Origin of the sequence: Microbacterium maritypicum MF109 (assembly GCF_000455825.1) — a bacterium.
GTDB classification, from domain to species: domain Bacteria; phylum Actinomycetota; class Actinomycetes; order Actinomycetales; family Microbacteriaceae; genus Microbacterium; species Microbacterium maritypicum_A.
Genome location: NZ_ATAO01000250.1, coordinates 128202 through 150632 on the forward strand (window position 1 = coordinate 128202; position 22431 = coordinate 150632).

The window sequence follows — 22431 nt, forward strand, 5'->3', positions numbered from 1 at the left end:
TCAGATCGACGGATCGTTCGGATGCGCCTGCAGCCGACGCACCAGCCCCCAGGTGTTGCCGCGGGCTGTCGCCGAATGGCTGAACTCGTCGAGAGCGGCCTGCGCCAGAGCAAGACCGCGTCCGTTCTCGCTCGCCTGCTCGGGCATCACGACGCCGTCCCAGTCGATCGTCGCCGGTTCCGCCGAGTCGACGACCTCAGCGTGCAGCGCACCGTCGGAAGCGCGCACATCCACGCTCATCGTCACGTCGATGCCCCGGCTGTGCTGTGCGATGTTGGTCGCGACTTCGCTGAGCGCGAGCGTGAAGAGGGTGCGGTCTTCGGCGGGGATGCCGGGCGCGCGTATCCAGAGCCGGTCGAGCTCATCCAGGACGCGGTCGACGAGGGCGAGTTCTGCCCGCCCGTCGATGTGGAAGCCCGGCGGTTCAGCTGCCATCGAACGCCGATTCCGGCGTGGGGTAGTCGCGAAGCACGCGATCGAGGTTGGTGAGGTGCAGGACCGTCTTCACTGCGTCGGGCACGGCGGCGATCCGCAGGTCTCCGCCTGCGACCCGGGCGCTCTTGAGGCCTCCGACGAGGGCGCCGAGTCCGGAGGAATCGACGAATTCCGTGCCACGCAGATCGATCGCGATGCGGGGCTGTCCTGCGGTGACGAGGTCGCTCACCGCGTTTCGCAGCAGCGGCGCGCCCGAAGCGGTCAGCCGCCCCGTGATCGCGATCACGGCATAGCCGTCCCTGTTCTCAGTGCTGACGTTCATTCGACTCCTTCTCGAGGGCGCGGGCGGCCGGTCCGCGGTAGCGGGCGGCCTGGATGATGACGCTGAGCACGACCAGGTCGTACAGCACCCAAGCCGTGTTCACGATCGTGCCGGTGCCGTCGGCGGTTCCGATGATCACGCGGGTGATGCCGATGATGAGGGCGATCGCGAGCATCGCCATCGCGGTGATCTGGGGCCAGATCTGCCCCCAGGGGATGCCGCGGGGGTCGCGGCCGTCCTTCCGCGTGACGGCGAAGGAAAGCGGGCGGCCGAGTGCGACGTTGGCGAATGCCGTCCAGCAGGCACGGATCCATACCGGGAACAATGCGAGCGAGTACTGCTGCCCCCTCCAGGTGCGCACGCCCTTCGCGACCACGAGGAACAGCGCCTGATTCACGAGGAAGTACGGCAGGAAGCGGGCGAAGAAATCCAACGACCAGGCGGTGACCGGAAGCACCCCCCACACCAGGTAGACGACCGGGGCCACGAGATAGACGATCGCGGCGAATCCCGACAGGTACGTCCACATCGTGGAGAAGTACATCAGCCGCTGTCCGGCCGAGAGGCCCCGTTTGACGAGCGGGTTGTCCCGCAGCATCACCTGCAGAGTGCCCTGCGCCCAGCGCAGTCGCTGCGTCAGCATCGTGCGGAGGTCTTCGGGAGCGAGACCGTGCGCCAGGATCTCGTGGTGGTACACGCTCTTCCAGCCGAGGGCGTGCAGCTGCATGGCCGTGGCCATGTCCTCGGTGACCGAGATCGTCGCGAGGGGGAGGATGGGCTGTGCCTCGTCGCCGCGGTCCAACCGCAACGCGTCCAGCAGACCCCGCACAGCGGCGACGGCGGTGACCGGGGAGAGGTCGGAGGCGGCGAGGGCATCGAGGCCGGCCTCGTCGACGATCACCGCGCCCAGCTCGGCGTCCTGCTGCAGCGGAAGGGCGCCTATCTCCGCCAGGTCAGCCCTGATGCCGTCCATATCGTGCGCGATGAGGATGCGTGAGGCATGGTCGACCGACTCGCGCACCCGCGCGGCGACATCGGCGACCGATTCTCCGGCCGCGAGTTCCTTCCGTCCGCGGCTAATCGCGATGCGCAGCGCCGACAGCTCCGTCGCCAGGGCGGAATCCGCTGCGGTCTGCGCCTCCCGCGCGATCAGGGTCTCGGCGGCCTTGAGTGCCCGGGAGGCCGAGTCGGTGACGTCGCGCACATACCCCACGATCCCGAGTCGCATCAGGGCTTCGCGTCGCAGCACGGCGTTCGAGCCGCAGAAGAAGGCGGCGTTCCATCCGTCCTTGCCCTGCTGGATCGGACCGTAGAACAGCGGCGCCTGGCTGCCCAGCGGATCGGCGTCATCGACGTTCACGAACCACTGCGGCGTCTGCACGAGGGCGACCTCCTCGTCGTCCGCGAAGTATCCGAGCGTGCGATGGAGGATCAGTGGATCGGGAACCTGATCGGCGTCGAGGATGAGGAGGAACTCGCCGTCGGTCTGGAACAATGCGCTGTTCAGGTTGCCGGCCTTGGCATGCCGCGGCTTTCCCGTCCACTCCTCCGAGCGCGTGAGGTAGCCGACCCCCGCCGCTCGGGCTTCGGCCTCCAACTCGGGGCGCGAGCCGTCGTCGAGGATCCAGGTCGAGTGGGGGTAGGCGATGTTCTTCGCCGCGCGGGCGGTGGTCATCACCAGAGCCACCGGTTCGTCGTACGTCGTGATGAACACGTCGACTGTCCCCTGCGGCGGCGAGACGGGGGCCGGCCGCTCGCGTGCGCGCCACATCGTGAGGCAGAACAGGAACGTGTCGATCAGGCTGTAGGTCTCGGCGATCACGAGGGGCACGGCGATCCACCACGCCGACCAGTTGACCGATTCGAGCCAGCGCCATGCCACGTAGTTGACACCCAGCAGCACGGAGAGCAGGGCGAGGATGCGGATCGCCGCGAACCGGGCGGTCATGCGTCCCTCCGCACCACCACGACGGTGATGTCGTCCGTCGCACGATCGTCGGCGGCGAGTCGCAGCGCCTCGCGCACCGCACCCTCCGGGCCGAGCGCTCGGAGCACGCGCTGCACATGGGCGAAGGGATCGTCGGCGTCGAGCACATCCAGCAGTCCGTCGCTGCAGCAGATGAACGTGTCGCCGGGTTCGAGCCTCGTGGTCATCGGGACGCGGGCATCGACGACGCCCATGCCCATCCCGAGCGGGAGGTTCTTGGAGCGCAGGTGCGTCCAGGAACCGTCGGCCCGGATCACGAAGGCGAGGTTGTGCCCGGCGTCGATCACGTCGAGATCGCCGCTCTCGGGTCGCAGCTCGGCGACCATGGCGGTGACGAACATCGCCGTGTCGGCGAGGTCCTCTTCGAGCAGACGATCGACGTCGGCCACGGAGACGGCGAGCGAGCGCTCGGGCGCCGTCCGCAACGACGCTCGCACGGTCGCGGCGACGAGTGCGGGGCCGGTGCCCTTGCCCATCGCGTCGGCCACCGTGATGCGCAGCGCCCCTCCGTGCGTCGAGAAGTCGTAGTAGTCGCCCGCGAGCATGCCGCGCGGGGCGGCACCCGCAGCGATCGTGTAACCATCGAGCTCGGGGTTCGAGCGTGGTCGCAGCGCGCGCTGGAGAACAGCCGCGTGGTCGATGTCCTGGTCCTGGGCGAGCTCGGTCTGCACCCAGAACGCCAGGTCGCGCAGCAGGTCGCGCTGCGCTTCGGTGAAGGTGTGGGGCTCGGTGTCGAGCACGCACAGGGTGCCGACGGGCTCGCCGCCGGGCGCGTGCAGCGGGTGGCCGGCATAGAAACGCAGGTGCGGGTCCCCGGTGACGAACGGGTTGTCGGCGAAGACATCGGTGATGAGGGCATCTTCGACCACCACGGTCGCGTCCTGCGACACCGTGTAGTCGCAGAAGGAGTCCTGCCGGGGGGCTTCGTTCCCGCCCAGCCCGATCTGCGCCTTGCGCCATTGCCGATCACGGTCGATCAGCGAGACGCTGACCATCGGCACGCCGAACATCTCCTTCGCCAGCCGCGCCACCCGGTCCACGCGCTCGTCCGGTGGTGTGTCAAGGATCCCCAGTTCCTCGAGCGCTGCCTGTCGCCGTCGCTCGTCGAACATGTGCTCCGCCCCTCCTACGGTCGCCTTCGGCCATCCTAGAAGGAACGCATCGCCGGCGGGACGCCATTCGCGCATCCGCCAGTGTTGACTGTTAACAGTCAACACTGCTACGGTCGGGGAGTCGACAACAGGGTCGACCCACGTAGAGGAGCAAAGATGCCCCGCAAGCGCATCACCCGGGCGGCCGCCGCGATCGCCGCCCTCGCAGCCACCGCTCTCATCGTCTCGGCCTGCACCAAGGTCGAGGAGGGCGAGGAAGCCGGATCGGCGTTCCCCGAGAACGACATCCGACTCATCATCCAGGCCAACCCCGGCGGAGGGTCCGACCTCTCGTCGCGCGCGCTGGCCACCGAGCTGGAGAAGATCCTCGGCGTCAGCGTCATCCCGGAGAACATGCCCGGTGCCGCCGGAGCGCTGGCCATGGAGTACGTGGGCGCGCAGGATCCCGACGGGTATGTCATCGGATTCGCGCCGGTCGAGATCGCGATGCTCAACACCACGCAGAGTGCGAACGTGCTGCCGGACGACTTCGACCTGCTCGGCCAGATCATGCTCGCCCCCGGCGTGGTCACTGTCGGCGCGAACAGCGGTATCGAGACGCTGGAAGACCTCGTCTCTCAGGCGAAGGCGGGTGCCGTGACGGTCGCTAACTCCGGCGCCGGCTCCATCTGGGAGGCCGCCACCATCGGGCTCGGCGACGCGACGGACGCCGACTTCACCCCGGTGCCGTACGACGGAGGAGCGACAGCCGTCGCAGCAGCGGCATCGGGTGAGACCGTCGCCGCCGTCTCCGGCCTCGGCGAAGCCCTGGCGCAGGGTGAGGCCGTGCGCATCCTGGCTGTCATGAACGACGTGCGCCACCCCGACGCGGAAGACGTCGAGACGGTCGAAGAGGCCATCGGCGAAGACGTGATCTTCGGTGGCTGGGGCGGCATCTACGCACCCAAGGGTCTCCCTGACGACGTCAAGACCACGCTCGAAGCCGCCGTGAAGGAAGCCGTCGAGTCCGACAGCTACCAGAAGTTCCAGGCCGATGCCGGAAACCTGGTCGTGTACCGCGACTCCGCCGAGTGGACCACCTTCGTCGACGAGCAGTTCGACCTCTTCAAGGACCTCCTGGGCTGAGAAGACCGGATCGCCGATGCTGCGGGGCCGGGCTCATCACCGGCCCCGCAGCACCCACCCTCACTTCTCGGATCAGGAAAGGAGCACCATGTCGACCTCCGCATCGGACGGGTCTGCAACGCACGCCTCCGTTGCCGCCACGGACGACGGGTACCAGGGCGCCTCCGCCTCGCGTCCCCTCGAGATCGTGTTCGCGGTCGTCGCCCTCGGGTTCACCGCCGGCTACCTCTTCCTCGCAACGCAGGTCCCGCTGCGCCGCGAGGCCGCCCCCGGGCAGATCGACGCCCGCTTCTGGCCCCTCGTCATCGGGGTCACCGGCGTCGTCATCGCCATCGCGCTGCTCGCGGTCGCGATCACCCGTCCGGCCCCCACCCGTGAAGACCTCGAGCGCATCCAGCCAGGAGGCTACCTGCGCGTGATCGCCACCCTCGCGATCACCGGCACCTTCATCGCGCTGTGGTCGCTGGGTTCGGTCATCCTGTTCGGCTACCGCATCGAGGTCTTCCCGATCGCCGCCGCTCTGCTGATGGCCGCCCTCATGCTCCTCTACGGCCACCGCCGCTGGCTGAGCCTCGTCATCTACTCCGTCTCCGTCACGGCGTTCGTCTACGTCGTGTTCGGGATGCTCCTGAGGATCCCCCTGTGAACGCGCTCATGGAGGGGCTGAACTCGCTCCTCGACATCTCGATCCTGCTCTACATGCTCGTCGGCCTCGTGCTCGGGTTCATGGTCGGAGCGTTCCCCGGCATCACCGCGACCATGGCCGTCGCCCTCGCCGCCGGCTTCACGATGACCCTCGAGCCCGTGCAGGGTCTCGCCGTGCTGCTGACGATCTACGTCGCGGCGAACTTCGGCGACCGGGTGCCGTCCATCCTGATCAACACCCCGGGCACGCCCGCGTCCATCGCCACCACCCTCGACGGGTATCCGATGGCGAAGCAGGGAAGGGCGGGGCTCGCGCTCACCGTCTCGGCGATCGTCTCGGCGGTCGGCATCCTCGCCTCACTCGTGCTCTTCGCGGTCGCCGCCGTGCCGATCGCCAGCTTCGCCCGCGACTACTTCAAGTCGCCCGAGCTGTTCGCGCTCGTGGTCTTCGGCATCGCGATCATGATCGGCATCTCGTCGAAGTCGATGCTCAAGGGCATTCTCGCCGGACTCTTCGGCCTCATGCTCGGCAGCGTCGGCACGTACGCGGCCACCGCCGACCAGCGCTTCACCTTCGGGGTGCTCGAACTCGTCGAGGGCGTCAACTTCATCGCCGTGATCATCGGACTCTTCGGCATCGCCGAGCTGTTCGACCAGCTGCTCACGCATCGGAAGTCGGCCGTGCGCCCGATCTCGAGTCTCGGCCGCTGGTGGCCGAACCGCGCCGAACTGAAGCAGAGCGGGCGCGCGACCGCGGTCGGCGGCGCCGTCGGACTCGGTGTCGGGCTCATCCCCGCGGCCGGTGGGGACATCGCCGGACTCATCGGATGGGAGCGGGCACGCAAGGCGTCGAAGCACCCCGAGATGTTCGGCAAGGGATCGATCGAGGGTGTCGCCGCCTCCGACACCGCCTCCAGCGCCACCCTCGGCGGCTCCCTCACGACGACCATGGCCCTCGGCATCCCCGGTGACTCGGTGATGGCCGTGATGATCGGCTCGATGATCATCTGGGGCATCACCCCCGGTCCCACACTCTTCACCAACCGCCCCGACCTGGTCGTCTCGATCGTGGGCATCATGCTGATCGCGACGATCCTCTCCCTCGCGCTCAGCCTGGTGCGCATGAAGGGCATGGTGAAGCTGCTCGACGTGCCGCAGCCGTATCTGTGGAGCGGCATCCTGATCTTCTGCATCATCGGCACCTACGCCACCTCGAACAGCCTCTCGACGGTCGTGACGATGCTCGTCTTCGGTGTGATCGGAGTGCTGCTCAAGCGCATGCAGGTGCCGGCCGGTCCGGTCGTGCTCGGCCTCCTGCTCGGACCGCTCGCCGAGGAGAACCTCGCCCGCACGCTGGCGATCCTCCCCACGCGTCCGTTCTTCGAGGTGGTCAGCCCCATCGCGCTCGTGCTGCTCGCCCTGGCCGTGCTCTCGATCGTGATGCCGGCCATCCGCGCCGCCCGGAGGCCCCGTGCCGAGCGCGCCTCGCTCGCGGACTCGATCCTGCACGACGACAGCATCCAGCAGATCGAGAAGGCACACGACGAGCTCGCCGCCCAGCCCGATCTGCTCACCTCCACCGTCCGCAACGTCGACACCTCAGGGCGTCATGCCCGCAAGACCCGCAAGAACTCCGAGGAGACCGAGAAGTGACCCGCTATGACATCCTGACCGCCGTGCCCACCGCGTTCCACCGCGACGGCACCCTCGACATCGAGGGCTCGCGTGCGATCTTCCGGTTCGTCGCCGATTCGGGGAACGAGGGAGCGTTCGTGCTCGGCACGACGGGCGAGTTCCCCGCCGTGGACGCCGACGAGTTCGCGGCCATCGTGGAAGCGGCGTTGGCCGAGCTGCAAGAGCGCATGCGCGTGGTCGTGCACGTCGGTCGCCCCAGCACCTTCGAGGCCGTGCGGCTGACCCGTATCGCCCGCCGACTGGGCGCGACCGAGTTCGCCGCGCTGACGCCGTACTACCTGCAGGCCACGGACGACGCGATCTTCGAGTACTACCGCGCGGTGTCGGAGGCCGTCGGGGACGGGCGGCTGTACGTGTACATCTACCCGGCCCGCAGCGGCAACCCGGTGTCGCCGGAGCTCCTCGCGCGTCTCGCACGACTGCCCAACGTCGTGGGCGCCAAGATCAGCGAACTCTCCCTCGACGACATCGCCGCCTACCGTACCGTCGTGCCCGCCGACTTCGACCTCTACACCGGCGCCGACCGCGACCTGATCGCGGCCGTCGAGGTGGGGGCGCAGGGCGTCGTGTCCGGGGTATCGTCCGTCACGCCGAAGCCGTTCCGCGCCCTCGCCGACGCCGCGCGGTCCGGGGACGCGGCGGCCATCGTCGCTGCGCAGGCCGCGGTCGACGATGTGGTCGCGCTCATCGGTGGCGACATGGCCCGCATGAAGGAGGCGTACCGCGTGCTCGACGTGGTCGACACGCACTGCCGCATGGCGATCGCCGAGCCGAGTGCCGCCGAGCGCACCGCCGTCGCCGAGGTGGTGGCCGCGCACCGGTGACACGTCACAGGTGACACGGTCACAGGAGATGGAAATGTCGTCTTCCTAGCGTGGAACCAGGGAACGACCCTGCTCCGCGCCTGGCGCGCGGGTGTCCTGCCACGAAGGAAGAACTCCTCATGACGAACACCACAGCCCCCTCCGCCGCACCCTCGCTGGGACTCCTGGTCCTCCGCGTGGTCGTCGGCGCGATCTTCGCCGCACACGGCGCGCAGAAGATCTTCGAGTTCACGCTCCCCGGAACGATCGGCAGCTTCGCAGGCATGGGGATTCCGCTCCCGGAGATCGCCGGCCCTGTCGTCGCCTTCGTCGAGCTCATCGGCGGCATCCTGTTGATCCTCGGCCTCTTCACCCGTCCTGTCGGTATCCTGCTGGCCATCGACATGATCGTCGCGCTCATCGCCGTGCACCTTCCCGCGGGCCTCTGGGTCGGCGAGGGCGGCTACGAGTTCGTCGCCGTCCTCGGTGCGGCAGCTCTCGCCCTCGCGCTCACAGGCGCCGGGCGTTTCTCCCTGGACGGTGCGTTCCTGCGGGGACGCGCACCGGCCTGGCTGAGCTGAAGAACCTCCGCATCACGACGGATGCCGCGGCCCGAGGGGTCGCGGCATCCGTCGTCTGTGCGGGGTGTGTTGCGGAAGGGAAACCCGCATTCCGCGTCGTTGCGGCCTCCACGCGCACCTCCGCTTTCGTTTTCGACGACAAAGGTATGCGAAAACACAAAAAAGAAAAGACTTTCACTGAGGTTCCCCGTATTCCTGGCGTCAAATACGCAAATAAACCTAAACTGAGCGCATTCGGCATCTCGCCGAGGACTTTTACAGCGAAGTAAGGGGATTGCAGATGAAGCTCAAGAGGAGCCTGGCGGGAGTGGCCACGGTCATCACCGCCCTCGGAGTCACCGCCTGCGCCGGCGGCGCAGCGCCGGACGCGTCGGGAAACGCCTCCAGCGACACCATCACGTTCCGCTCGTGGAGCCCGATCGAGCAGACGACCCGTCAGATGATCGAGGCCTTCCAAGCGGAGAACGACGGATCGAAGATCGACGCGACGATCTTCAACTACCCGGAGTACCTCGTCGACCTGCAGAGCCGTGCCAGCTCGAACACGATGCCCGACGTGCTCGGCCTGCAGCCCGGAGCGCTCACCCAGCAGTACCGCGAGAACCTGATGCCTCTGCAGGACTGCGCCGCCGAGACCTGGGGTGACGACTGGCAGAGCAAGTTCTACCCGATCGGCATCGAACAGGCCCGAATGGGCAACCCCGAGGGCGACGACAACTTCTACTCGCTCCCCATCCTCACCCAGACGGTCAACCTCTGGGCCAACTCCGAGATCTTCGACGACGCCGGTCTGAGTGTGCCGAAGACCTGGGACGAGCTCGTGCAGACCACGAAGGACCTGAGCGGTGGCGACGCCGCCCCGTTCCTCCTGCCCGCGAAGGACTCCTGGCTGCGCAACGTCGTCTTCCTGCAGATCGCCAACAACGTCTCGCCCGGAACCGTCTATGAGGCAGAGGCCGGTTCCGTGCAATGGACAGACCCGGCCATCGTGAAGGCGTTCGAGTACTGGGGCAAGCTGTTCTCCGACGGCATCGCCCAGGACGGTGCGATCGGCCTCGACGCCTACCCGTCGGCGGTGAACCAGTTCGAGGCGGGCAACGCCGCCATGATCCCCCTCGGTGCCTGGTGGATCCAGCAGTCCGACCCGACCAAGTCCGACATCCCGCCGCTGTCGGAGGGCATGTCCGGGTACGAGCCGTTCCTGTTCCCGACCATCCCCGGCGGTGCCGCCGAGCCGCAGTTCGTCGGCGGCATCGACGTGAGCCTGGGCATCTCGAAGAACACGGCCAACCCCGACCTCGCCTGCAAGGTGCTCACCGACTTCATCGCCGGCTCCGCCGCGCAGAAGCTCGTCAACACCATGAACGATGTCCCCGCCGTCACCGGTCTCGCTCCGGAGAAGTTCACGAGCGAGAAGCAGGAGCAGATCTGGAACCTGTTCGTCGACGAGTGGCTCCCGCAGGTGAAGTACTCGCGCTACTTCGAGTCGCCCAAGCTCGACCAGGCCGTGGCCGATGCGCTCGCCGCCATCGCGACCGGTGACGCCACTCCGCAGGAGGCAGCGGAATCCGTCCAGGCCGTCCAGGACACCCTGTAGCTCAGGAACCTGTGGCAGCAGTGGAGTTCGTGCAGGGTCCGGGACCTCTTCCCCGGACCCTGCGCCGAGAGGAGCGCGCATGAAGATCCTGACGAGAGAGCGGCTGGTCGGCCTGGCCTTCCTGGCACCGACCCTCATCCTGTTCGCCGTATTCGTCGTGTACCCGATCGTGTACAACGTGCAGGCGAGCACGCTCGACTGGGACGGTGTCAACGTCGGCACGGCAGTCGGCATCGGCAACTACCTGGAGCTGTTCCAGGATCCGACGTTCCTCATCACGCTGCGCAACTCGGCGTTCTGGATCGTGCTGACGATCGTCCCCCAGGGCGTGATCGGCTTCCTCCTCGCCGTCGCCCTCAACCAGGGGCTCCGCGGCAGCACGATCTACCGGGCGATCTTCTTCATCCCCGCGATCCTCTCGCCGGTCGTGGTCGGGATCGTGTGGCAGCGCATCCTCGACCCTTTCAACGGCGTGCTCACCGCCATCGGCAAGGCCACAGGGCTCACCTTCCTCGGCGGCAACTACCTGGCCGATCCGCAGACGGCGATCTTCGCGGTGATCTTCGTGAACGTCTGGATGTGGACCGGGTTCTCGATGCTGTTCTACCTCGCGGGGCTGCAGCTGATCGATCCCAGCCTCGTGGAGGCGGCGCGCATCGACGGCGCCAACGGTTTCCAGACCATGGTGCGGATCACGTTCCCCCTGCTGAAGACCACCACACTGTCGCTCGTGCTCCTCGGGATCATCGGTTCGCTCAAGACCTTCGAGCTCGTCTACGTGCTCACGCAGGGCGGACCCAACCACGCGTCGGAGATGCTGCCCACCTTCGCGTTCCTGGAGGCGTTCCAGCTGCAGAACGTCGGGTACGCCTCGGCCATCAGCGTCGTGCTGCTCGTCGTCGCCGTCGTGAGCTCGCTCTCGATGGTGCGGGTGTTCGGCGCCGGATTCATCACAGGAGACGAGAAATGACCGCGACGAGCGAGACCCGCACCCTGATCGTCCCGAAGGACACCGTCGGCCGTCACCGCCACGGTGCTCCCGGACGCCGCGTCGGCTGGCTGCACTTCGTGCTCGTGCCGCTCGCCGTGCTCTGGCTCGTACCGATCATCATGGTCGTCGGGCTCTCGATGATGCCGCCGAACAACCCCGGCACGCAGTTCTTCGGGCTGTTCCCCGCGGAATTCAGCGTCAAGAACTACCTCACGATCTGGGACCAGAACCCGATCCTGTTGCACCTGCTCAACAGCCTCCTCATCACGGTGCCTTCGGTGCTGCTGGTCTGTCTGCTCGGATCGATGACCGCGTTCGCCCTGGCCCGACTGCGGGTTCCGCTGAAGGCCCTGATCTTCGGGGTGCTGATCCTCGCGCTGATCCTCCCGATGTCGAGCATCGTGGTCGCGACGTTCCGCATCCTGCAGTCGATGCAGCTGTACAACAACCTCCTCGGGCTCGTCCTGGTGTACAGCGCACTCGGCCTGCCGTTCGCGGTCATCATCATCCGCACCTCCTACCTCGCGATCCCGCTCGAGACCTACGAGGCCGCACGACTCGACGGGGCGAACAGCTGGCAGATCTTCTGGCGCATCTACCTGCCGCTCGGCAAGCCCGCCCTCGCCGTGGTCGCGGTGTGGCAGACGATGATGAGCTGGAACGACTTCCTGCTGCCGCTCGTCACGCTCGGCGACAACGAGCTCAAGCCGCTCACCCTCGTGCCGCTCGCCTACCGCGGCATGTACCTGTCACAGCCGGGGGCACTGTTCGCGATCCTGGTGCTGATCTCCATCCCGGTCGTGCTGCTGTTCGTCTTCATCCAGAAGTACCTGGTGAACGGCCTGTCGGGAGCGATCAAATGAGCGTCATCGGCCTCGATCTCGGAACCAGTGGCGTGCGGGCCGTCGCCTTCGCCGCAGACGGACGGACGCTCGGTGGGGCGTCGGCACCGCTGATGCTGCGGCGCGACGGTCGCGGGCGCGTCGAGCTCGATGCCGAGGAGATCATCGTCGCCGCCGAGAGCGTGGTGCGCGCAGCGGCGGCGGAGGCAGAGCAACTCGGCGACGCGGTGCAGGCGATCGGCTTCAGCGTGCTCGGCGAGGCCGTCGTACCTGTCGACGGGGCCGGCGTACCGCTCGCTCCGGTGGCGGTGAGCATGGACACGCGCGGCATCGAACACGCCGCCGTGCTGGGTGCGCGGCTCGGAGACGGCCGCTTCACCGCGATCACCGGACAGCCGTTGCACGGGATGTTCTCGGTCTTCAAGATCATGGCCGGCGATGATGTCTGGTCTGCGGCCGCGGGTTACCGCTGCATCGGGGATCTGGTCGCCGAGCGGTGGAGCGGTGTCGCTGCCATCGACCTCGGTCAGGCCGCGCGTACCGGCATCCTCGACGTCGATCGAGGCGAATGGAGCAGCGAGATCCTCGAAGCCGTGGCCGCCTCCGCCCCGTGGGTGCGGGAAGACCGGCTCCCGGTCCCCGTGGCATCGGGAACCGTGATCGCCGGCGTCCACGACCAGGCGGCTGCCGTGCTCGGCGTCGCACCCGGCACGCGCCTGGTTGCCGGCACGCACGACCAGGCGGCTGCCTTCCTCGGCGCCGGTGGAGAGGCGGGAGTGCGGTCCGTGATCGCGCTCGGGTCGAGCGACTGCCTCTCCGTCGCCACCCGCGAACGCCCGCGTGGACTCGAGTCGACCGGCTTCGCCAGCTACCGACTCGATGACGAGACATGGATCACCCTCGCCGGAACCGCCGCAGGCGGATGGGCGCTGGAATGGCTGGCGACCCTCCTGGGCCGTGACGTCGGCGATGTGTTCGGCGCGCTCGCCGAGGATCCGCCCTCTCTCCTCGTGCTGCCGTACCTCGCCGGCTCCGGCACCCTCGACAACGACCCCTCCGCGCGCGGAACGATCCACGGCCTCACGCTCGACACGACCGTGCCGCAACTGGCGCGAGCCGTCGTGGAGGCCGCAGGCTTCGAGTTCCACAAGATCATCGCGGCCCTGGACCGCCACGGGGTCCGCGTCGATGACCTCCAGGTCACCGGCGCAGGTTCCGAGAACGCCGAGGCGCTCTCCGCCCGTGCCGCCGCGGCCGGGACGCGACTCACGCCGGTCGCCCGTGACGCATCCGCCCGTGGGGCGGCGATGCTCGCACTCCGCGGTCTCGGCGCCGATTCCTCGGATCTCCTCGTCGCCCCCGACCCCGCGGCTGCGGCCGAGCCCGACCCCGCATCGGGCGAGTGGTACGCCGCGCAGCGAGCCGCCTACGCCGCCCTCTACGACGTGACCCGCGGCATCGCGCCGCACCTGGCCCGGCCATCGTGGCCGACCCAGAACCCGCCCCACCAGAAGGAGAACACGAAATGACCGAGACGACGCTCCAGCTCGACTTCGACATCGACGCCGCGCGCGAGGAGATCCTCGACTACTGCCTGCGTTCGATGGAGTACGGACTCAACTTCAACACGCAGGGCAACATCAGCATCCGCGTTCCCGGCGTCGAGGACCGGTTCCTGATCACGCCGACCGACCTCGAGTACGACAAGATGAGCGCCGATGACATCGTGCTCGTCAACGGCGACAGCGAGGTGATCGACGGACGGCTCGGGCCGTCGAGCGAGGTCACCGTGCACATGGCCGTCTACCGGCGTCGACCCGACGTGAACGCGATCGTGCACTCCGAGCCGGTGTTCTCCAACGTCTGGGGCGTCGTGGGGTCGCCGATCCTCGGGACGCTGGTGAACATGGTGATCTACACCAAGGGCGACGTGCCGATCATGCCGTTCGAGCTCAGCAACAACACCGAATTCGGCGAGCACATGTGCGACGCGATGGGCGACCTCAACGCGGTGGTGTGGGCGAACCACGGCCTGCTCACGGTCGGGCCGAACCTGCGTGACGCGTTCAAGACCAGTGTCGCGGTGGAGTCGGCGGCCAAGGTGCAGGCCTACGCCCGCGCGCTCACCGACACCCCGATCGTGCTCGACTACGACACGCTCGGCATCACCGAGTCGCTCTGAGGATCACGGATGGCACTGCAGACTCTGCGTACCGCGCTCGCCGACGCCGACGCGGGCGGCTACGCCGTCGGCGCCTTCAACGTGTCGAGCATCGATCAGGCGATCGCGGTGCTCGATGCCGCCGAGACGGAGCGTTCGCCCGTGATCGTGCAGGCGATCGCGGGGATGTCCGCCTACGACGACGAATCGCGCTGGTGGCACCGCCTGAGGGGTCTGGTCGCCGAATACGAGCATGTCCCCGCAGTGCTGCATCTCGATCACGGGCGCACCCATGACGACTGCGCGCGTGCCATGGACCACGGCTTCACCAGCGTGATGATCGACGCGAGCAGAGCGAGCGGCACCGATGAACCCGCCTCCTTCGCCGACAACGTGGCGCTCACGCGCCGGGTGGTCGAGGCGGCCGTGCCCTTCGGTGTGAGCGTCGAGGGCGAGCTCGGCACGATCGGCGGGGCGGAGGCGGGTGTCACCGGGGTGCTCGAGGAGATCGTGTTCGCCGACCCCGATCAGGCCGTCGAGTTCGTGGAACAGACCGGGGTGGACGCGCTCGCGGTGGCAGTGGGCACGAGTCACGGCTCGGTCAAGTTCACTGACGAGGCCGGAGGCCAACGGCTGCGGCTCGGCCTCATCTCGGAGATCAGAGGACGTCTGCCGGACACCTTCCTGGTGCTGCACGGTTCCTCGTCGGTGCCCGCCGAGGCGGTCGCCAGGATCAACGCACACGGCGGTGACGTGCGGCCCTCGTACGGGATCTCGCCTGAGCAGAAGGCGGAGGGGATCGCCGCAGGCATCCGCAAGATCAACCAGGGTACCGACTCCCACCTGGCCTGGAGTGCCGCGCTGCGCACATTCCTGCAGGAGAACCCCGCGGTGGTCGAGCCCAGCGAGCAGCTGCGCCCCGCGATGGGCGCATTCCGGGCGATGGTCACGCAGCGCATGCGTGAGTTCGGCTCCTCGGGTCGCGCCTGAGGCGCCGGCCCCGCGGGTGAGGCGTGACGAGCTGGATCTCGCAGGTCAGGCGAGCTCGATCGCGAGTCCGGCCTCTCGAAGCGTCTCCAGCTCGGCCGGAGGCGCTTCGACGCCGGTGATCAGCACGTCGACGCGCGCGAGCGGAGCCACCTGGATCACCTGACTCTTGCCGATCTTCGAGCTGTCGGCGACCACGATGGCCCGCGCCGCCGAGTCGAGGTAGCGCCTCTTCATGGTGACCTCGGGGAGGCTGGAGTTCGTGAACCCCCGCTCCGACACCCCGTTGCAGCCGATGAAGCAGATGTCGCTGTGCACGGACCCGATGAACATGTCGCCCATCGGGTCGATGAGCGAGCGCTGCTTGTAGTTCACGGTGCCGCCGGTGACGACGACGGTGATCTGGTGCGGCTCCGCGACGCCGAGCTCGAGCGCGATCGTGAGGGAGTTGGTGAACACCACGACGCCGCGCAGATCCTCCCGGGCTCGCAGGGCGCGGGCGATCGCGAGCGTCGTCGTCCCGGCATCGAGCAGGATCGCCATCTCGCTCTCGACCAGCGCGGCCGCAGCATTGCCGATGCGTCGCTTCTCGGTGACGGCGCGCGTGAGGGCCCGCTCGTAGTCCGGGGAGTGGGCGGTGGACTTGATGCCCGAGATCGCTCCGCCGTGAACGCGCTGGATGACGTTCTCCTCGGCGAGGAGGTCGAGGTCGCTGCGCACCGTGACCTCGGACACGCTGAGGGTGCGGCTCAGCTCCTGCACGCGGGCGAAGCCCTGACGCTCGATGATCGATACGATCTGCTCGCGCCGCACCGTTGCGGGGACCGTCTGCGACCACTCTGGCATCCCCTCAGCGTACTCGGGACGGCGGAGCAGCCGACGGGTGCGCCGCCGGCGCCGCGCGATACTGTTGCACCTGTTGCACCACCCGGCTGCCGCATCATCCGGGCGTTGTCGGCGGGCGAGCCGGGGCAGCAGCAGTCGGCGGGAAGCAGAGGAGCGCATGGCAACGATCTACGACGTCGCCGCGCTCGCCGGCGTCTCGCCCGCGACGGTCTCGCGCGTCTTCAACGGCACGAGCGTGTCGGACGAGAAGGTCGCCGCCGTCCGTGCGGCCGCCGCGACGCTCGACTTCACGCCCAATCGGGCCGCCCGCTCGCTGCGTCGACAGAGTTCCGAGGTCATCGCCCTCGTGATCCCCGACATCGAGAACCCGTACTTCACCGAGATGGCGAGAGGGGTCGAGGATGTCGCCTCGGAGGCCGGGTACTCCGTCGTGCTCTGCAATTCCGATGCGCAGGTGGAGAAGGAGGCCACGTACCTCCGCATCGCGATCGCCGAGAACATGTCCGGCGTGATCATCGCGACCGCTGATGAGCACTCCGACCTCGACAGCCTCCTCGCCACCGGCCGGCCGGTCGTGGCCGTCGACCGCAGCACGACCTACGACATCGACGGCGTGGTGATGGCCAATCGGGCGGCAGGCACATCGGCGACGCGGAGTCTGATCGATGCCGGGCACCGTCGCATCGCCTATATCGGAGGGCCCGCGCACATCGACACCGCCGCCGAGCGCGCTGCGGGATGGCGTTCCGCGCTCGCCGCGGCATATCCCGATCTCGCCCTCGACGGCCTCGAGCGCTTCGCGACGTTCCGCGTCGACGGCGGGCGTGCCGCGATGGAGGAACTGCTCGCCCTCCCGGAACCTCCGGATGCGGTGGTGGCCGGCAACAATCTGATCGGTGTCGGAGCGATCCAGGTGCTCACGGAGCACGGACTCACCCCGCCGGACGTGGGTGTCGCCGTGATCGGCTCGCTGCCGTTCACGACGCTCTCGCCGAGTGTCGTGACCGTGGTGCGCCTTCCGGCGCGGCACATGGGTGTGACCGCGGCGCGGATGCTGCTCGAACGGATCAAGGGTGACACCCAGCCGGCGCGCACGGTCGTGCTGCGCAACGAGCTTCAGCCCGCGAGCGCCGTGCGGAGCTGAGCGGGCGGTCGGGCCGGCTACTGCGAGCGCCAGAACCGCGTCGCGAGGTTCGCCACCTCTTTGTCGAGGCTGTCGACCTTGTGCTCCAGGGCGTCGATGCGGCCGGTGAGCCGGCCCTCGAGACTCTCCAGCCGCCCGCTCAGATCGCCGCGCAGGCCACCGATCTCGCCCCGCAGCTCGCCGCGCAGGCCACCGACCTCGGCGCGGATCACCCGGCTGAACTGCATCGTCATGAGGGTCATGCCGCCGAGCATCATGGTCGTGAACACGCCGATCAGCGTCCATACCTGCGGGTCGTCCAAGCGCATGCCTCCAGTCTGATTCGGGGTGCCCAGAATGTCACGGTATTCCGGTGCTGGTCAGCCAGAAAGCTGCGGTCGGTGGGCGCACCACCCTTCGGCGTGAGTGGTGCAGGACGACTCGCGCCTTGCGTCATGAAATCGATTTCGCGTACAGTGGCGATTAAGCCCGGACTCCGTCGTCCGGGCACGAGGAGGACTCCATGCGCTGCACCCTCGGGGTGGACATCGGCACGTCCAGCAGCAAGGGCGTGCTGGTGGATGCCGGCGGTGGAATCCTGGCATCGGCGACCAGGGCGCACGATGTCGATCGTCCGCGCACGGGCTGGGTCGAGATGGACGCCGCGATCTGGTGGGACGAGTTCGTCGCGATCTCGGGGGAGTTGCTCGCCGCAGTCCCGGACGCCGAGATCGCCGGCGTGGGCGTCAGCGGAATGGGCCCCTGCATCCTCCTCGCCGACGAGCATGACGTCCCGGTGCGCCCGGCGATCCTGTACGGCGTCGACACCCGTTCGACCGTGCAGATCGAGCGCCTCACCCGGGAGCTGGGCGTCGACGACATCACTCGCATCGGCGGGTCGACGCTGACCTCGCAGGCGGGCGGACCGAAGATCGCCTGGGTCGCCGACGAGGAGCCCGCGGCGTGGGAACGGGCGCGGCGGCTGTACATGCCCGCGACGTGGCTCGTGCGCAAGCTCACCGCCGCCTACGTGCTCGATCACCAGTCCGCCAGTCAGGTGTCCCCCCTCTATGACATCGAAGGCGAATGCTGGCACGGCCCCTGGTGGGACCGATACGCGGCGCATGTCGAGCAGCCGACTCTGCAGTGGGCGGGAGATGTCGCCGGCGAAGTCACGGCCGAGGCATCGGCGCTCACCGGAATCCCCGCAGGCACTCCCGTGATCACGGGCACGATCGACGCCTGGACCGAGGCCGTCAGCGTCGGCGCGCACGAGGTCGGCGACCTGATGCTGATGTACGGCACCACGATGTTCATGGTCTTCACGAACGGTGCCGAGACGCTGCGGACGCCATCGATGTGGACCACGGCCGGTGCTTTCGCCGGCACCCGCAACCTCGCCGGCGGCCTCTCGACCTCGGGCGCGCTGACGGCCTGGCTCGTGGGGCTGACCAGCGCCGACTATCCCGAGCTGCTCGCCGAAGCCGAGACCTCGGGGGCCGGAGCGCGGGGCCTCCTCGTCCTGCCCTACTTCGCGGGCGAACGCACGCCGATCCAGGACCCGGACGCCCGGGGCGTGATCGCGGGACTCACGCTCGACCACACCCGCGGTGACCTCTACCGGGCCGCGCTCGAGGCCACGGCTCTCGGGGTGCGCCACAACGTCGAGACCATGCGCGCGGCGGGTGCGGACATCCTCCGCATCGTCGCGGTCGGCGGCGGCACCCAGGGGCGCTTGTGGTTGCAGATCGTGTCCGATGTCACCGGACTCGTGCAGGAGGTGCCCGCGACCACGATCGGGGCGAGCTACGGGGCGGCATTCCTCGCCGCGACCGCGACGGCCGCACCGGACGGGACTCCGGTCATCGCCGACTGGAACCCGATCTCCGAGCGCATCCACCCCGACGAGGCGGTGCGCCCGCTCTACGACGCCCTCTTCGACCGCTACGTGCGGCTGTACGAGGGGTCGAAGCCCGTCGTCCACGAACTCGCCGCTGCCCAGCGCGGCACGCCCGCGACCATCGACAACCCGACCCCCACCGCCCCGGAGGCATCATGACCACCTACACCCTGCCGACGCCGGCGACCCGTCCGGCCACCGCGCCGAAGACGGCATACATCATCACGTCCGGAGACCTGCGCGAGTCGGCGAACGTCGCCGGCTGGCCGACGCAGGTCGAGCTGGAGAGCGGCGTGACCGGTGTGCTGAACGCGCTCGGCTGGGAAGTCATCCGCCCGTTCGGCGTCGACCCCGAGACCGGCCATGGCTTCATCTCGAGCCAGCGGATGGGACTCGAGGTGTTCAAGAGCATTCCCGTCGATGCTCCCCTCGTCGTCGCCATCGCCAACTGGCAGTACTCCCACCACGTGCTCGCCGGTCTGCGGTCGCATGAGGGGCCGATCCTCACCGTCGCGAACTTCGCGGGGGACTGGCCAGGACTCGTCGGGCTGCTCGGGCTGAACGCGGGTCTGACCAAGATGGACAAGCCCTATGCGACGACGTGGTCGGTCGACTTCACCGATCAGTGGTTCACCGACGGCATCAGGGAATGGACCGAGACCGGTGCCATCGCCCACGACGCCTCGCACGTGCGCGCACTGCCCGCACTGCCGGAGAGCCCCGAGAAGCAGCTGGGTGAGGCGCTCGCGGCCGAGCTGCGCGCAGAGAAGGCGATCATCGGCGTCTTCGACGAAGGATGCATGGGCATGTACAACGCGATCTTCGACGACGAGCTGCTCAACGGGACCGGCATCTACAAGGAGCGGCTGTCGCAGTCGGCGCTGTACGCCGAGATGCTGAACGTCACCGAGGACGAGGCGGATGCCGCCTACGACTGGCTGATCGATGCGGGCATGACGTTCCGCTACGGCGACGACGCCGTCACCGAGCTCACGCGCGAACAGGTGCAGTGGCAGCTGAAGATGTACATCGCCGCGCTCCGCATCGCCGACGACTTCGGACTCGATGCGGTCGGCATCCAGTACCAGCAGGGGCTCAAGGACCTGGTGCCGGCGTCGGACCTGGCCGAGGGCATCCTGAACTCGACCGAGCGGCCGCCCGTCACCTCGCGCGACGGCTCACGCGTGCTGCACGAGGGGCGCGCGTTCCCGCACTTCAACGAAGCCGACGAGGGGGTCGCGGTCGACGCGCTCGTGACCGACCGGGTGTGGCGCGCGATGGGTCTCGTGCCCGACAACACCCTGCACGACGTGCGCTGGGGTGAGGACTACGACGGGCAGTTCGTCTGGGTCTACGAGATCTCCGGCTCGGTGCCCGCCTCGCACCTGGGCGGGTGGCAGAACGCCGAGGGCTGGCGCCAGGGCCACGTGTTCTTCCCGGCCGGCGGTGCGACCATCAACGGCGTCTCGAAGCCGGGTGAGATCGTGCTGTCGCGGGTGTTCATCGCCGAGGGGATCCTGCAGGCCGACATCTTCCGCGCCTCGGTCGTCGAGCTTCCTGCCGAGGAGACGCAGCGGCGCAAGGACGCCACCAACCCGGAATGGCCGATCGCGCACGTGGTGCTGCACGGCATCTCGCGTGACCAGTTCATGGCCCGCCACAAGGCCAACCATGCCCAGCTGGTCTACGCCCCGGATGCCGAGACGGCCGACAAGGCCTTGATCGCGAAGGCCGCGATGTTCGCCGGTATGGGCATCAAGGTCAACCTGGTGGGAGACGTGGCGGTCTGATCGGCTCGGGAGCTACTGCGATCGCCAGAAACGCGTCGCGAGATTCGTCAGCTCCGTGTCGAGGTCGCCGAGCGTCGATTCGATGCGTCCGAGTCGACCGTCGATGCCGTCGATGCCGTCGATGCGAGCCGAGAGGATGCCTTCGACGCGATCGATGCGAGCGGTGAGCGAGCCCTCGACGCGATCGACCTCGACGCGGATGATGCGGCTCAGCTGTGTCGTCATGAGCGTCATGCCGCCGAGCATGACGGCGGCGAACACGCCGATCAGCGTCCATACCTGTGGGTCGGTCAAGCGCATGCCTCCAGTGTGAGTCGGAGCGGCCAGGTTGTCACGGTATTTCGGTGTCCGTGAGTCACGTGCCCAGTCGTTGTGGGGAGGTCGCCTCCTGCGGCTCCGGTGCAGGAGGAGAGAATCATCCACTTCATCGACTTCTTCACCTCCATCCACTTAAGCGATATAGTCGGCCGCAGGTCGCACCGAAGCGGCCTGATCTCGATATCGATGATGAAGGAGACGATCAGCCATGACTCAGTCGCACATCAGGATTCACCGTTTCCGAAAGGGCCTCGCGGCACTCGCGGGCTTGGCGTTCGCAGCGGTCGGCGCCGCCGCGGCCTCGCCTGCCGTCGCCGAGAGCTCGGCGATCGACCCGCAGGTGGTGGCATACGTCGAGGTGAACTCGAACGATTTAGCGAATGTCGCCGACTACACCCTGGCGGATTCGGGCACGCCCGCCGTCGACATGGCGATCATCTTCGCCGCCAACATCAACTACGACGGCGAGAAGGCATACCTGCACTTCAACGACCGCGTCACCGCGACGCTCGACGATGCCGAGAACCAGATCCGCCCTGTCCAGGCGCGCGGCACCAAGGTGCTGCTCTCCGTGCTCGGCAACCACCAGGGGGCGGGATTCGCGAACTTCACCTCGTACGAAGAAGCCGATGCCTTCGCCGCCCAACTCGCCGACGCGGTGACGACCTACGGGCTCGACGGCATCGACTTCGATGACGAGTACGCGCAGTACGGAGTCGACGGCACGCCGCAGCCCAACGCGCAGTCGTTCGGATGGCTGGCGACGGCTCTCCGCGATCGCCTGGGCCCTGACAAGATCATCAGCCTGTACGCGATCGGCGAGACGTACACCGTGACCGACTTCAGCCTGTTCGACGTCGCGGGCGTGATCGACTACGCCTGGAACCCGTACTACCCCACGTACAACGCGCCGACCATCCCGGGCTTCGGGGACAAGACCCGCCTCGGGGCTGCGGCGATCGACCTCGCGAACGTGAGCTCGTCGACGGCCACGGACTTCGCCGAGCGCACGGTGGCCGACGGGTACGGCGTGTACGTCGCGTACAACCTCACCGCGACGGACCAGTCCGCGCTGCTGTCCGGGATCACGCAGCAGCTCAAGGGAGAGGCGACGCAGTACACGGCTGCGCCGTGATCCGGCCACGTGCCGCGAGCCGGCCACGTGCCGTCT

Annotated in this window: 22 protein-coding genes; 15 read left to right on the plus strand and 7 right to left on the minus strand. The window is 68.1% G+C overall.

The genetic code is table 11. The features are described 5' to 3' along the window. Genes L687_RS0122265 through L687_RS41190 form a run of 4 tightly spaced genes read right to left on the minus strand, consistent with a single transcriptional unit; the run spans position 1 to position 3856 of the window. Positions 1 to 435: an ATP-binding protein gene (locus L687_RS0122265; protein ID WP_021201692.1), complete on the minus strand. Its 435-nt coding sequence runs from the start codon at positions 433 to 435 to the stop codon at positions 1 to 3. Next, positions 425 to 757, minus strand: coding sequence for an STAS domain-containing protein (locus L687_RS41180; protein ID WP_021201693.1), 333 nt, complete (start codon positions 755 to 757; stop codon positions 425 to 427). The genes L687_RS0122265 and L687_RS41180 overlap by 11 nt, the downstream gene beginning before the upstream one ends. Then, on the minus strand, positions 741 to 2705 hold the full coding sequence (locus L687_RS41185; RefSeq protein ID WP_021201694.1) for a glycosyltransferase family 2 protein: 1965 nt from the start codon (positions 2703 to 2705) through the stop codon (positions 741 to 743). Before L687_RS41185 ends, L687_RS41180 begins: the two co-directional genes overlap by 17 nt. Further along, entirely contained in the window at positions 2702 to 3856 is a 1155-nt protein-coding gene (locus L687_RS41190; RefSeq protein WP_021201695.1) for a PP2C family protein-serine/threonine phosphatase, read from the minus strand. The genes L687_RS41185 and L687_RS41190 overlap by 4 nt, the downstream gene beginning before the upstream one ends. A 156-nt stretch (positions 3857 to 4012) precedes the next feature. Here L687_RS41190 and L687_RS41195 point away from each other — a divergent pair, with 156 nt between their 5' ends. The 11 genes from L687_RS41195 to L687_RS41245 all read left to right on the plus strand — a co-directional run bounded on the left by L687_RS41195 (position 4013) and on the right by L687_RS41245 (position 15286). After that, the gene (locus tag L687_RS41195; protein ID WP_021201696.1) at positions 4013 to 4981 is read left to right on the plus strand and encodes a tripartite tricarboxylate transporter substrate binding protein; all 969 of its coding nucleotides are present in this window, start codon (positions 4013 to 4015) and stop codon (positions 4979 to 4981) included. 88 nt (positions 4982 to 5069) lie between these two features. Next, positions 5070 to 5627 (plus strand): tripartite tricarboxylate transporter TctB family protein, encoded by a 558-nt coding sequence (locus tag L687_RS41200; protein WP_021201697.1) that lies wholly within the window; start codon positions 5070 to 5072, stop codon positions 5625 to 5627. Next, positions 5624 to 7279 carry a tripartite tricarboxylate transporter permease gene (locus tag L687_RS41205; protein ID WP_021201698.1) on the plus strand — a complete coding sequence of 552 codons (1656 nt, stop codon included), beginning with the start codon at positions 5624 to 5626 and terminating at the stop codon, positions 7277 to 7279. The genes L687_RS41200 and L687_RS41205 overlap by 4 nt, the downstream gene beginning before the upstream one ends. After that, a complete protein-coding gene (locus L687_RS41210) occupies positions 7276 to 8145 on the plus strand; it encodes a dihydrodipicolinate synthase family protein (protein ID WP_021201699.1) in 870 nt (289 codons plus the stop codon). The genes L687_RS41205 and L687_RS41210 overlap by 4 nt, the downstream gene beginning before the upstream one ends. Before the next feature lie 119 nt (positions 8146 to 8264). Continuing rightward, on the plus strand, positions 8265 to 8705 hold the full coding sequence (locus L687_RS41215) for a DoxX family protein (protein ID WP_021201700.1): 441 nt from the start codon (positions 8265 to 8267) through the stop codon (positions 8703 to 8705). 280 nt (positions 8706 to 8985) lie between these two features. After that, positions 8986 to 10302: an ABC transporter substrate-binding protein gene (locus L687_RS41220; protein WP_021201701.1), complete on the plus strand. Its 1317-nt coding sequence runs from the start codon at positions 8986 to 8988 to the stop codon at positions 10300 to 10302. Positions 10303 to 10381: 79 nt separating this feature from the next. Further along, a complete protein-coding gene (locus tag L687_RS41225; protein ID WP_021201702.1) occupies positions 10382 to 11272 on the plus strand; it encodes a carbohydrate ABC transporter permease in 891 nt (296 codons plus the stop codon). Further along, positions 11269 to 12156 carry a carbohydrate ABC transporter permease gene (locus tag L687_RS41230; RefSeq protein WP_021201703.1) on the plus strand — a complete coding sequence of 296 codons (888 nt, stop codon included), beginning with the start codon at positions 11269 to 11271 and terminating at the stop codon, positions 12154 to 12156. The genes L687_RS41225 and L687_RS41230 overlap by 4 nt, the downstream gene beginning before the upstream one ends. Then, positions 12153 to 13664, plus strand: coding sequence for an FGGY-family carbohydrate kinase (locus tag L687_RS41235; protein ID WP_021201704.1), 1512 nt, complete (start codon positions 12153 to 12155; stop codon positions 13662 to 13664). Before L687_RS41230 ends, L687_RS41235 begins: the two co-directional genes overlap by 4 nt. Then, entirely contained in the window at positions 13661 to 14317 is a 657-nt protein-coding gene (locus L687_RS41240; protein ID WP_021201705.1) for a class II aldolase/adducin family protein, read from the plus strand. The genes L687_RS41235 and L687_RS41240 overlap by 4 nt, the downstream gene beginning before the upstream one ends. Positions 14318 to 14326: 9 nt before the next feature. After that, entirely contained in the window at positions 14327 to 15286 is a 960-nt protein-coding gene (locus L687_RS41245; protein ID WP_021201706.1) for a ketose-bisphosphate aldolase, read from the plus strand. A 45-nt stretch (positions 15287 to 15331) separates the two neighbouring features. Here L687_RS41245 and L687_RS41250 read toward each other — a convergent pair whose 3' ends face one another. Further along, positions 15332 to 16129 carry a DeoR/GlpR family DNA-binding transcription regulator gene (locus L687_RS41250; RefSeq protein WP_021201707.1) on the minus strand — a complete coding sequence of 266 codons (798 nt, stop codon included), beginning with the start codon at positions 16127 to 16129 and terminating at the stop codon, positions 15332 to 15334. A gap of 157 nt (positions 16130 to 16286) precedes the next feature. Between L687_RS41250 and L687_RS41255 the strand changes: the two genes are divergently transcribed. Beyond that, positions 16287 to 17273: a LacI family DNA-binding transcriptional regulator gene (locus L687_RS41255; RefSeq protein ID WP_021201708.1), complete on the plus strand. Its 987-nt coding sequence runs from the start codon at positions 16287 to 16289 to the stop codon at positions 17271 to 17273. A gap of 17 nt (positions 17274 to 17290) precedes the next feature. On the opposite strand, the gene L687_RS41260 is transcribed toward L687_RS41255, so the two are convergent. After that, positions 17291 to 17581: a hypothetical protein gene (locus L687_RS41260; protein WP_021201709.1), complete on the minus strand. Its 291-nt coding sequence runs from the start codon at positions 17579 to 17581 to the stop codon at positions 17291 to 17293. Between the two features lie 194 nt (positions 17582 to 17775). Here L687_RS41260 and L687_RS41265 point away from each other — a divergent pair, with 194 nt between their 5' ends. Together L687_RS41265 and L687_RS41270 are read left to right on the plus strand one after the other, a co-directional pair. Further along, complete coding sequence (locus L687_RS41265) at positions 17776 to 19311, plus strand: FGGY-family carbohydrate kinase (RefSeq protein WP_021201710.1); 1536 nt, start codon at positions 17776 to 17778, stop codon at positions 19309 to 19311. Continuing rightward, positions 19308 to 20942, plus strand: coding sequence for a hypothetical protein (locus tag L687_RS41270; RefSeq protein WP_021201711.1), 1635 nt, complete (start codon positions 19308 to 19310; stop codon positions 20940 to 20942). The genes L687_RS41265 and L687_RS41270 overlap by 4 nt, the downstream gene beginning before the upstream one ends. A 12-nt stretch (positions 20943 to 20954) precedes the next feature. On the opposite strand, the gene L687_RS41275 is transcribed toward L687_RS41270, so the two are convergent. Then, positions 20955 to 21242, minus strand: coding sequence for a hypothetical protein (locus L687_RS41275; protein ID WP_021201712.1), 288 nt, complete (start codon positions 21240 to 21242; stop codon positions 20955 to 20957). Positions 21243 to 21468: 226 nt separating this feature from the next. On the opposite strand from L687_RS41275, the gene L687_RS41280 reads away from it, so the two are divergent. Continuing rightward, a complete protein-coding gene (locus tag L687_RS41280) occupies positions 21469 to 22395 on the plus strand; it encodes an endo-beta-N-acetylglucosaminidase H (RefSeq protein WP_021201713.1) in 927 nt (308 codons plus the stop codon). The last annotated feature ends 36 nt before the right edge of the window (positions 22396 to 22431 follow it).

Excerpts from the sequence above, each read along its gene's own strand:
- L687_RS0122265 (WP_021201692.1), bottom strand. The coding sequence starts at position 435 with ATGGCAGCTGAACCGCCGGGCTTCCACATCGACGGGCGGGCAGAACTC.
- L687_RS41200 (WP_021201697.1), top strand. The coding sequence starts at position 5,070 with ATGTCGACCTCCGCATCGGACGGGTCTGCAACGCACGCCTCCGTTGCC.
- L687_RS41230 (WP_021201703.1), top strand. The coding sequence starts at position 11,269 with ATGACCGCGACGAGCGAGACCCGCACCCTGATCGTCCCGAAGGACACC.
- L687_RS41195 (WP_021201696.1), top strand. The coding sequence starts at position 4,013 with ATGCCCCGCAAGCGCATCACCCGGGCGGCCGCCGCGATCGCCGCCCTC.
- L687_RS41225 (WP_021201702.1), top strand. The coding sequence starts at position 10,382 with ATGAAGATCCTGACGAGAGAGCGGCTGGTCGGCCTGGCCTTCCTGGCA.
- L687_RS41235 (WP_021201704.1), top strand. The coding sequence starts at position 12,153 with ATGAGCGTCATCGGCCTCGATCTCGGAACCAGTGGCGTGCGGGCCGTC.
- L687_RS41190 (WP_021201695.1), bottom strand. The coding sequence starts at position 3,856 with ATGTTCGACGAGCGACGGCGACAGGCAGCGCTCGAGGAACTGGGGATC.
- L687_RS41245 (WP_021201706.1), top strand. The coding sequence starts at position 14,327 with ATGGCACTGCAGACTCTGCGTACCGCGCTCGCCGACGCCGACGCGGGC.
- L687_RS41255 (WP_021201708.1), top strand. The coding sequence starts at position 16,287 with ATGGCAACGATCTACGACGTCGCCGCGCTCGCCGGCGTCTCGCCCGCG.
- L687_RS41270 (WP_021201711.1), top strand. The coding sequence starts at position 19,308 with ATGACCACCTACACCCTGCCGACGCCGGCGACCCGTCCGGCCACCGCG.
- L687_RS41185 (WP_021201694.1), bottom strand. The coding sequence starts at position 2,705 with ATGACCGCCCGGTTCGCGGCGATCCGCATCCTCGCCCTGCTCTCCGTG.
- L687_RS41220 (WP_021201701.1), top strand. The coding sequence starts at position 8,986 with ATGAAGCTCAAGAGGAGCCTGGCGGGAGTGGCCACGGTCATCACCGCC.
- L687_RS41250 (WP_021201707.1), bottom strand. The coding sequence starts at position 16,129 with ATGCCAGAGTGGTCGCAGACGGTCCCCGCAACGGTGCGGCGCGAGCAG.
- L687_RS41215 (WP_021201700.1), top strand. The coding sequence starts at position 8,265 with ATGACGAACACCACAGCCCCCTCCGCCGCACCCTCGCTGGGACTCCTG.
- L687_RS41275 (WP_021201712.1), bottom strand. The coding sequence starts at position 21,242 with ATGCGCTTGACCGACCCACAGGTATGGACGCTGATCGGCGTGTTCGCC.
- L687_RS41265 (WP_021201710.1), top strand. The coding sequence starts at position 17,776 with ATGCGCTGCACCCTCGGGGTGGACATCGGCACGTCCAGCAGCAAGGGC.
- L687_RS41260 (WP_021201709.1), bottom strand. The coding sequence starts at position 17,581 with ATGCGCTTGGACGACCCGCAGGTATGGACGCTGATCGGCGTGTTCACG.
- L687_RS41180 (WP_021201693.1), bottom strand. The coding sequence starts at position 757 with ATGAACGTCAGCACTGAGAACAGGGACGGCTATGCCGTGATCGCGATC.
- L687_RS41240 (WP_021201705.1), top strand. The coding sequence starts at position 13,661 with ATGACCGAGACGACGCTCCAGCTCGACTTCGACATCGACGCCGCGCGC.
- L687_RS41280 (WP_021201713.1), top strand. The coding sequence starts at position 21,469 with ATGACTCAGTCGCACATCAGGATTCACCGTTTCCGAAAGGGCCTCGCG.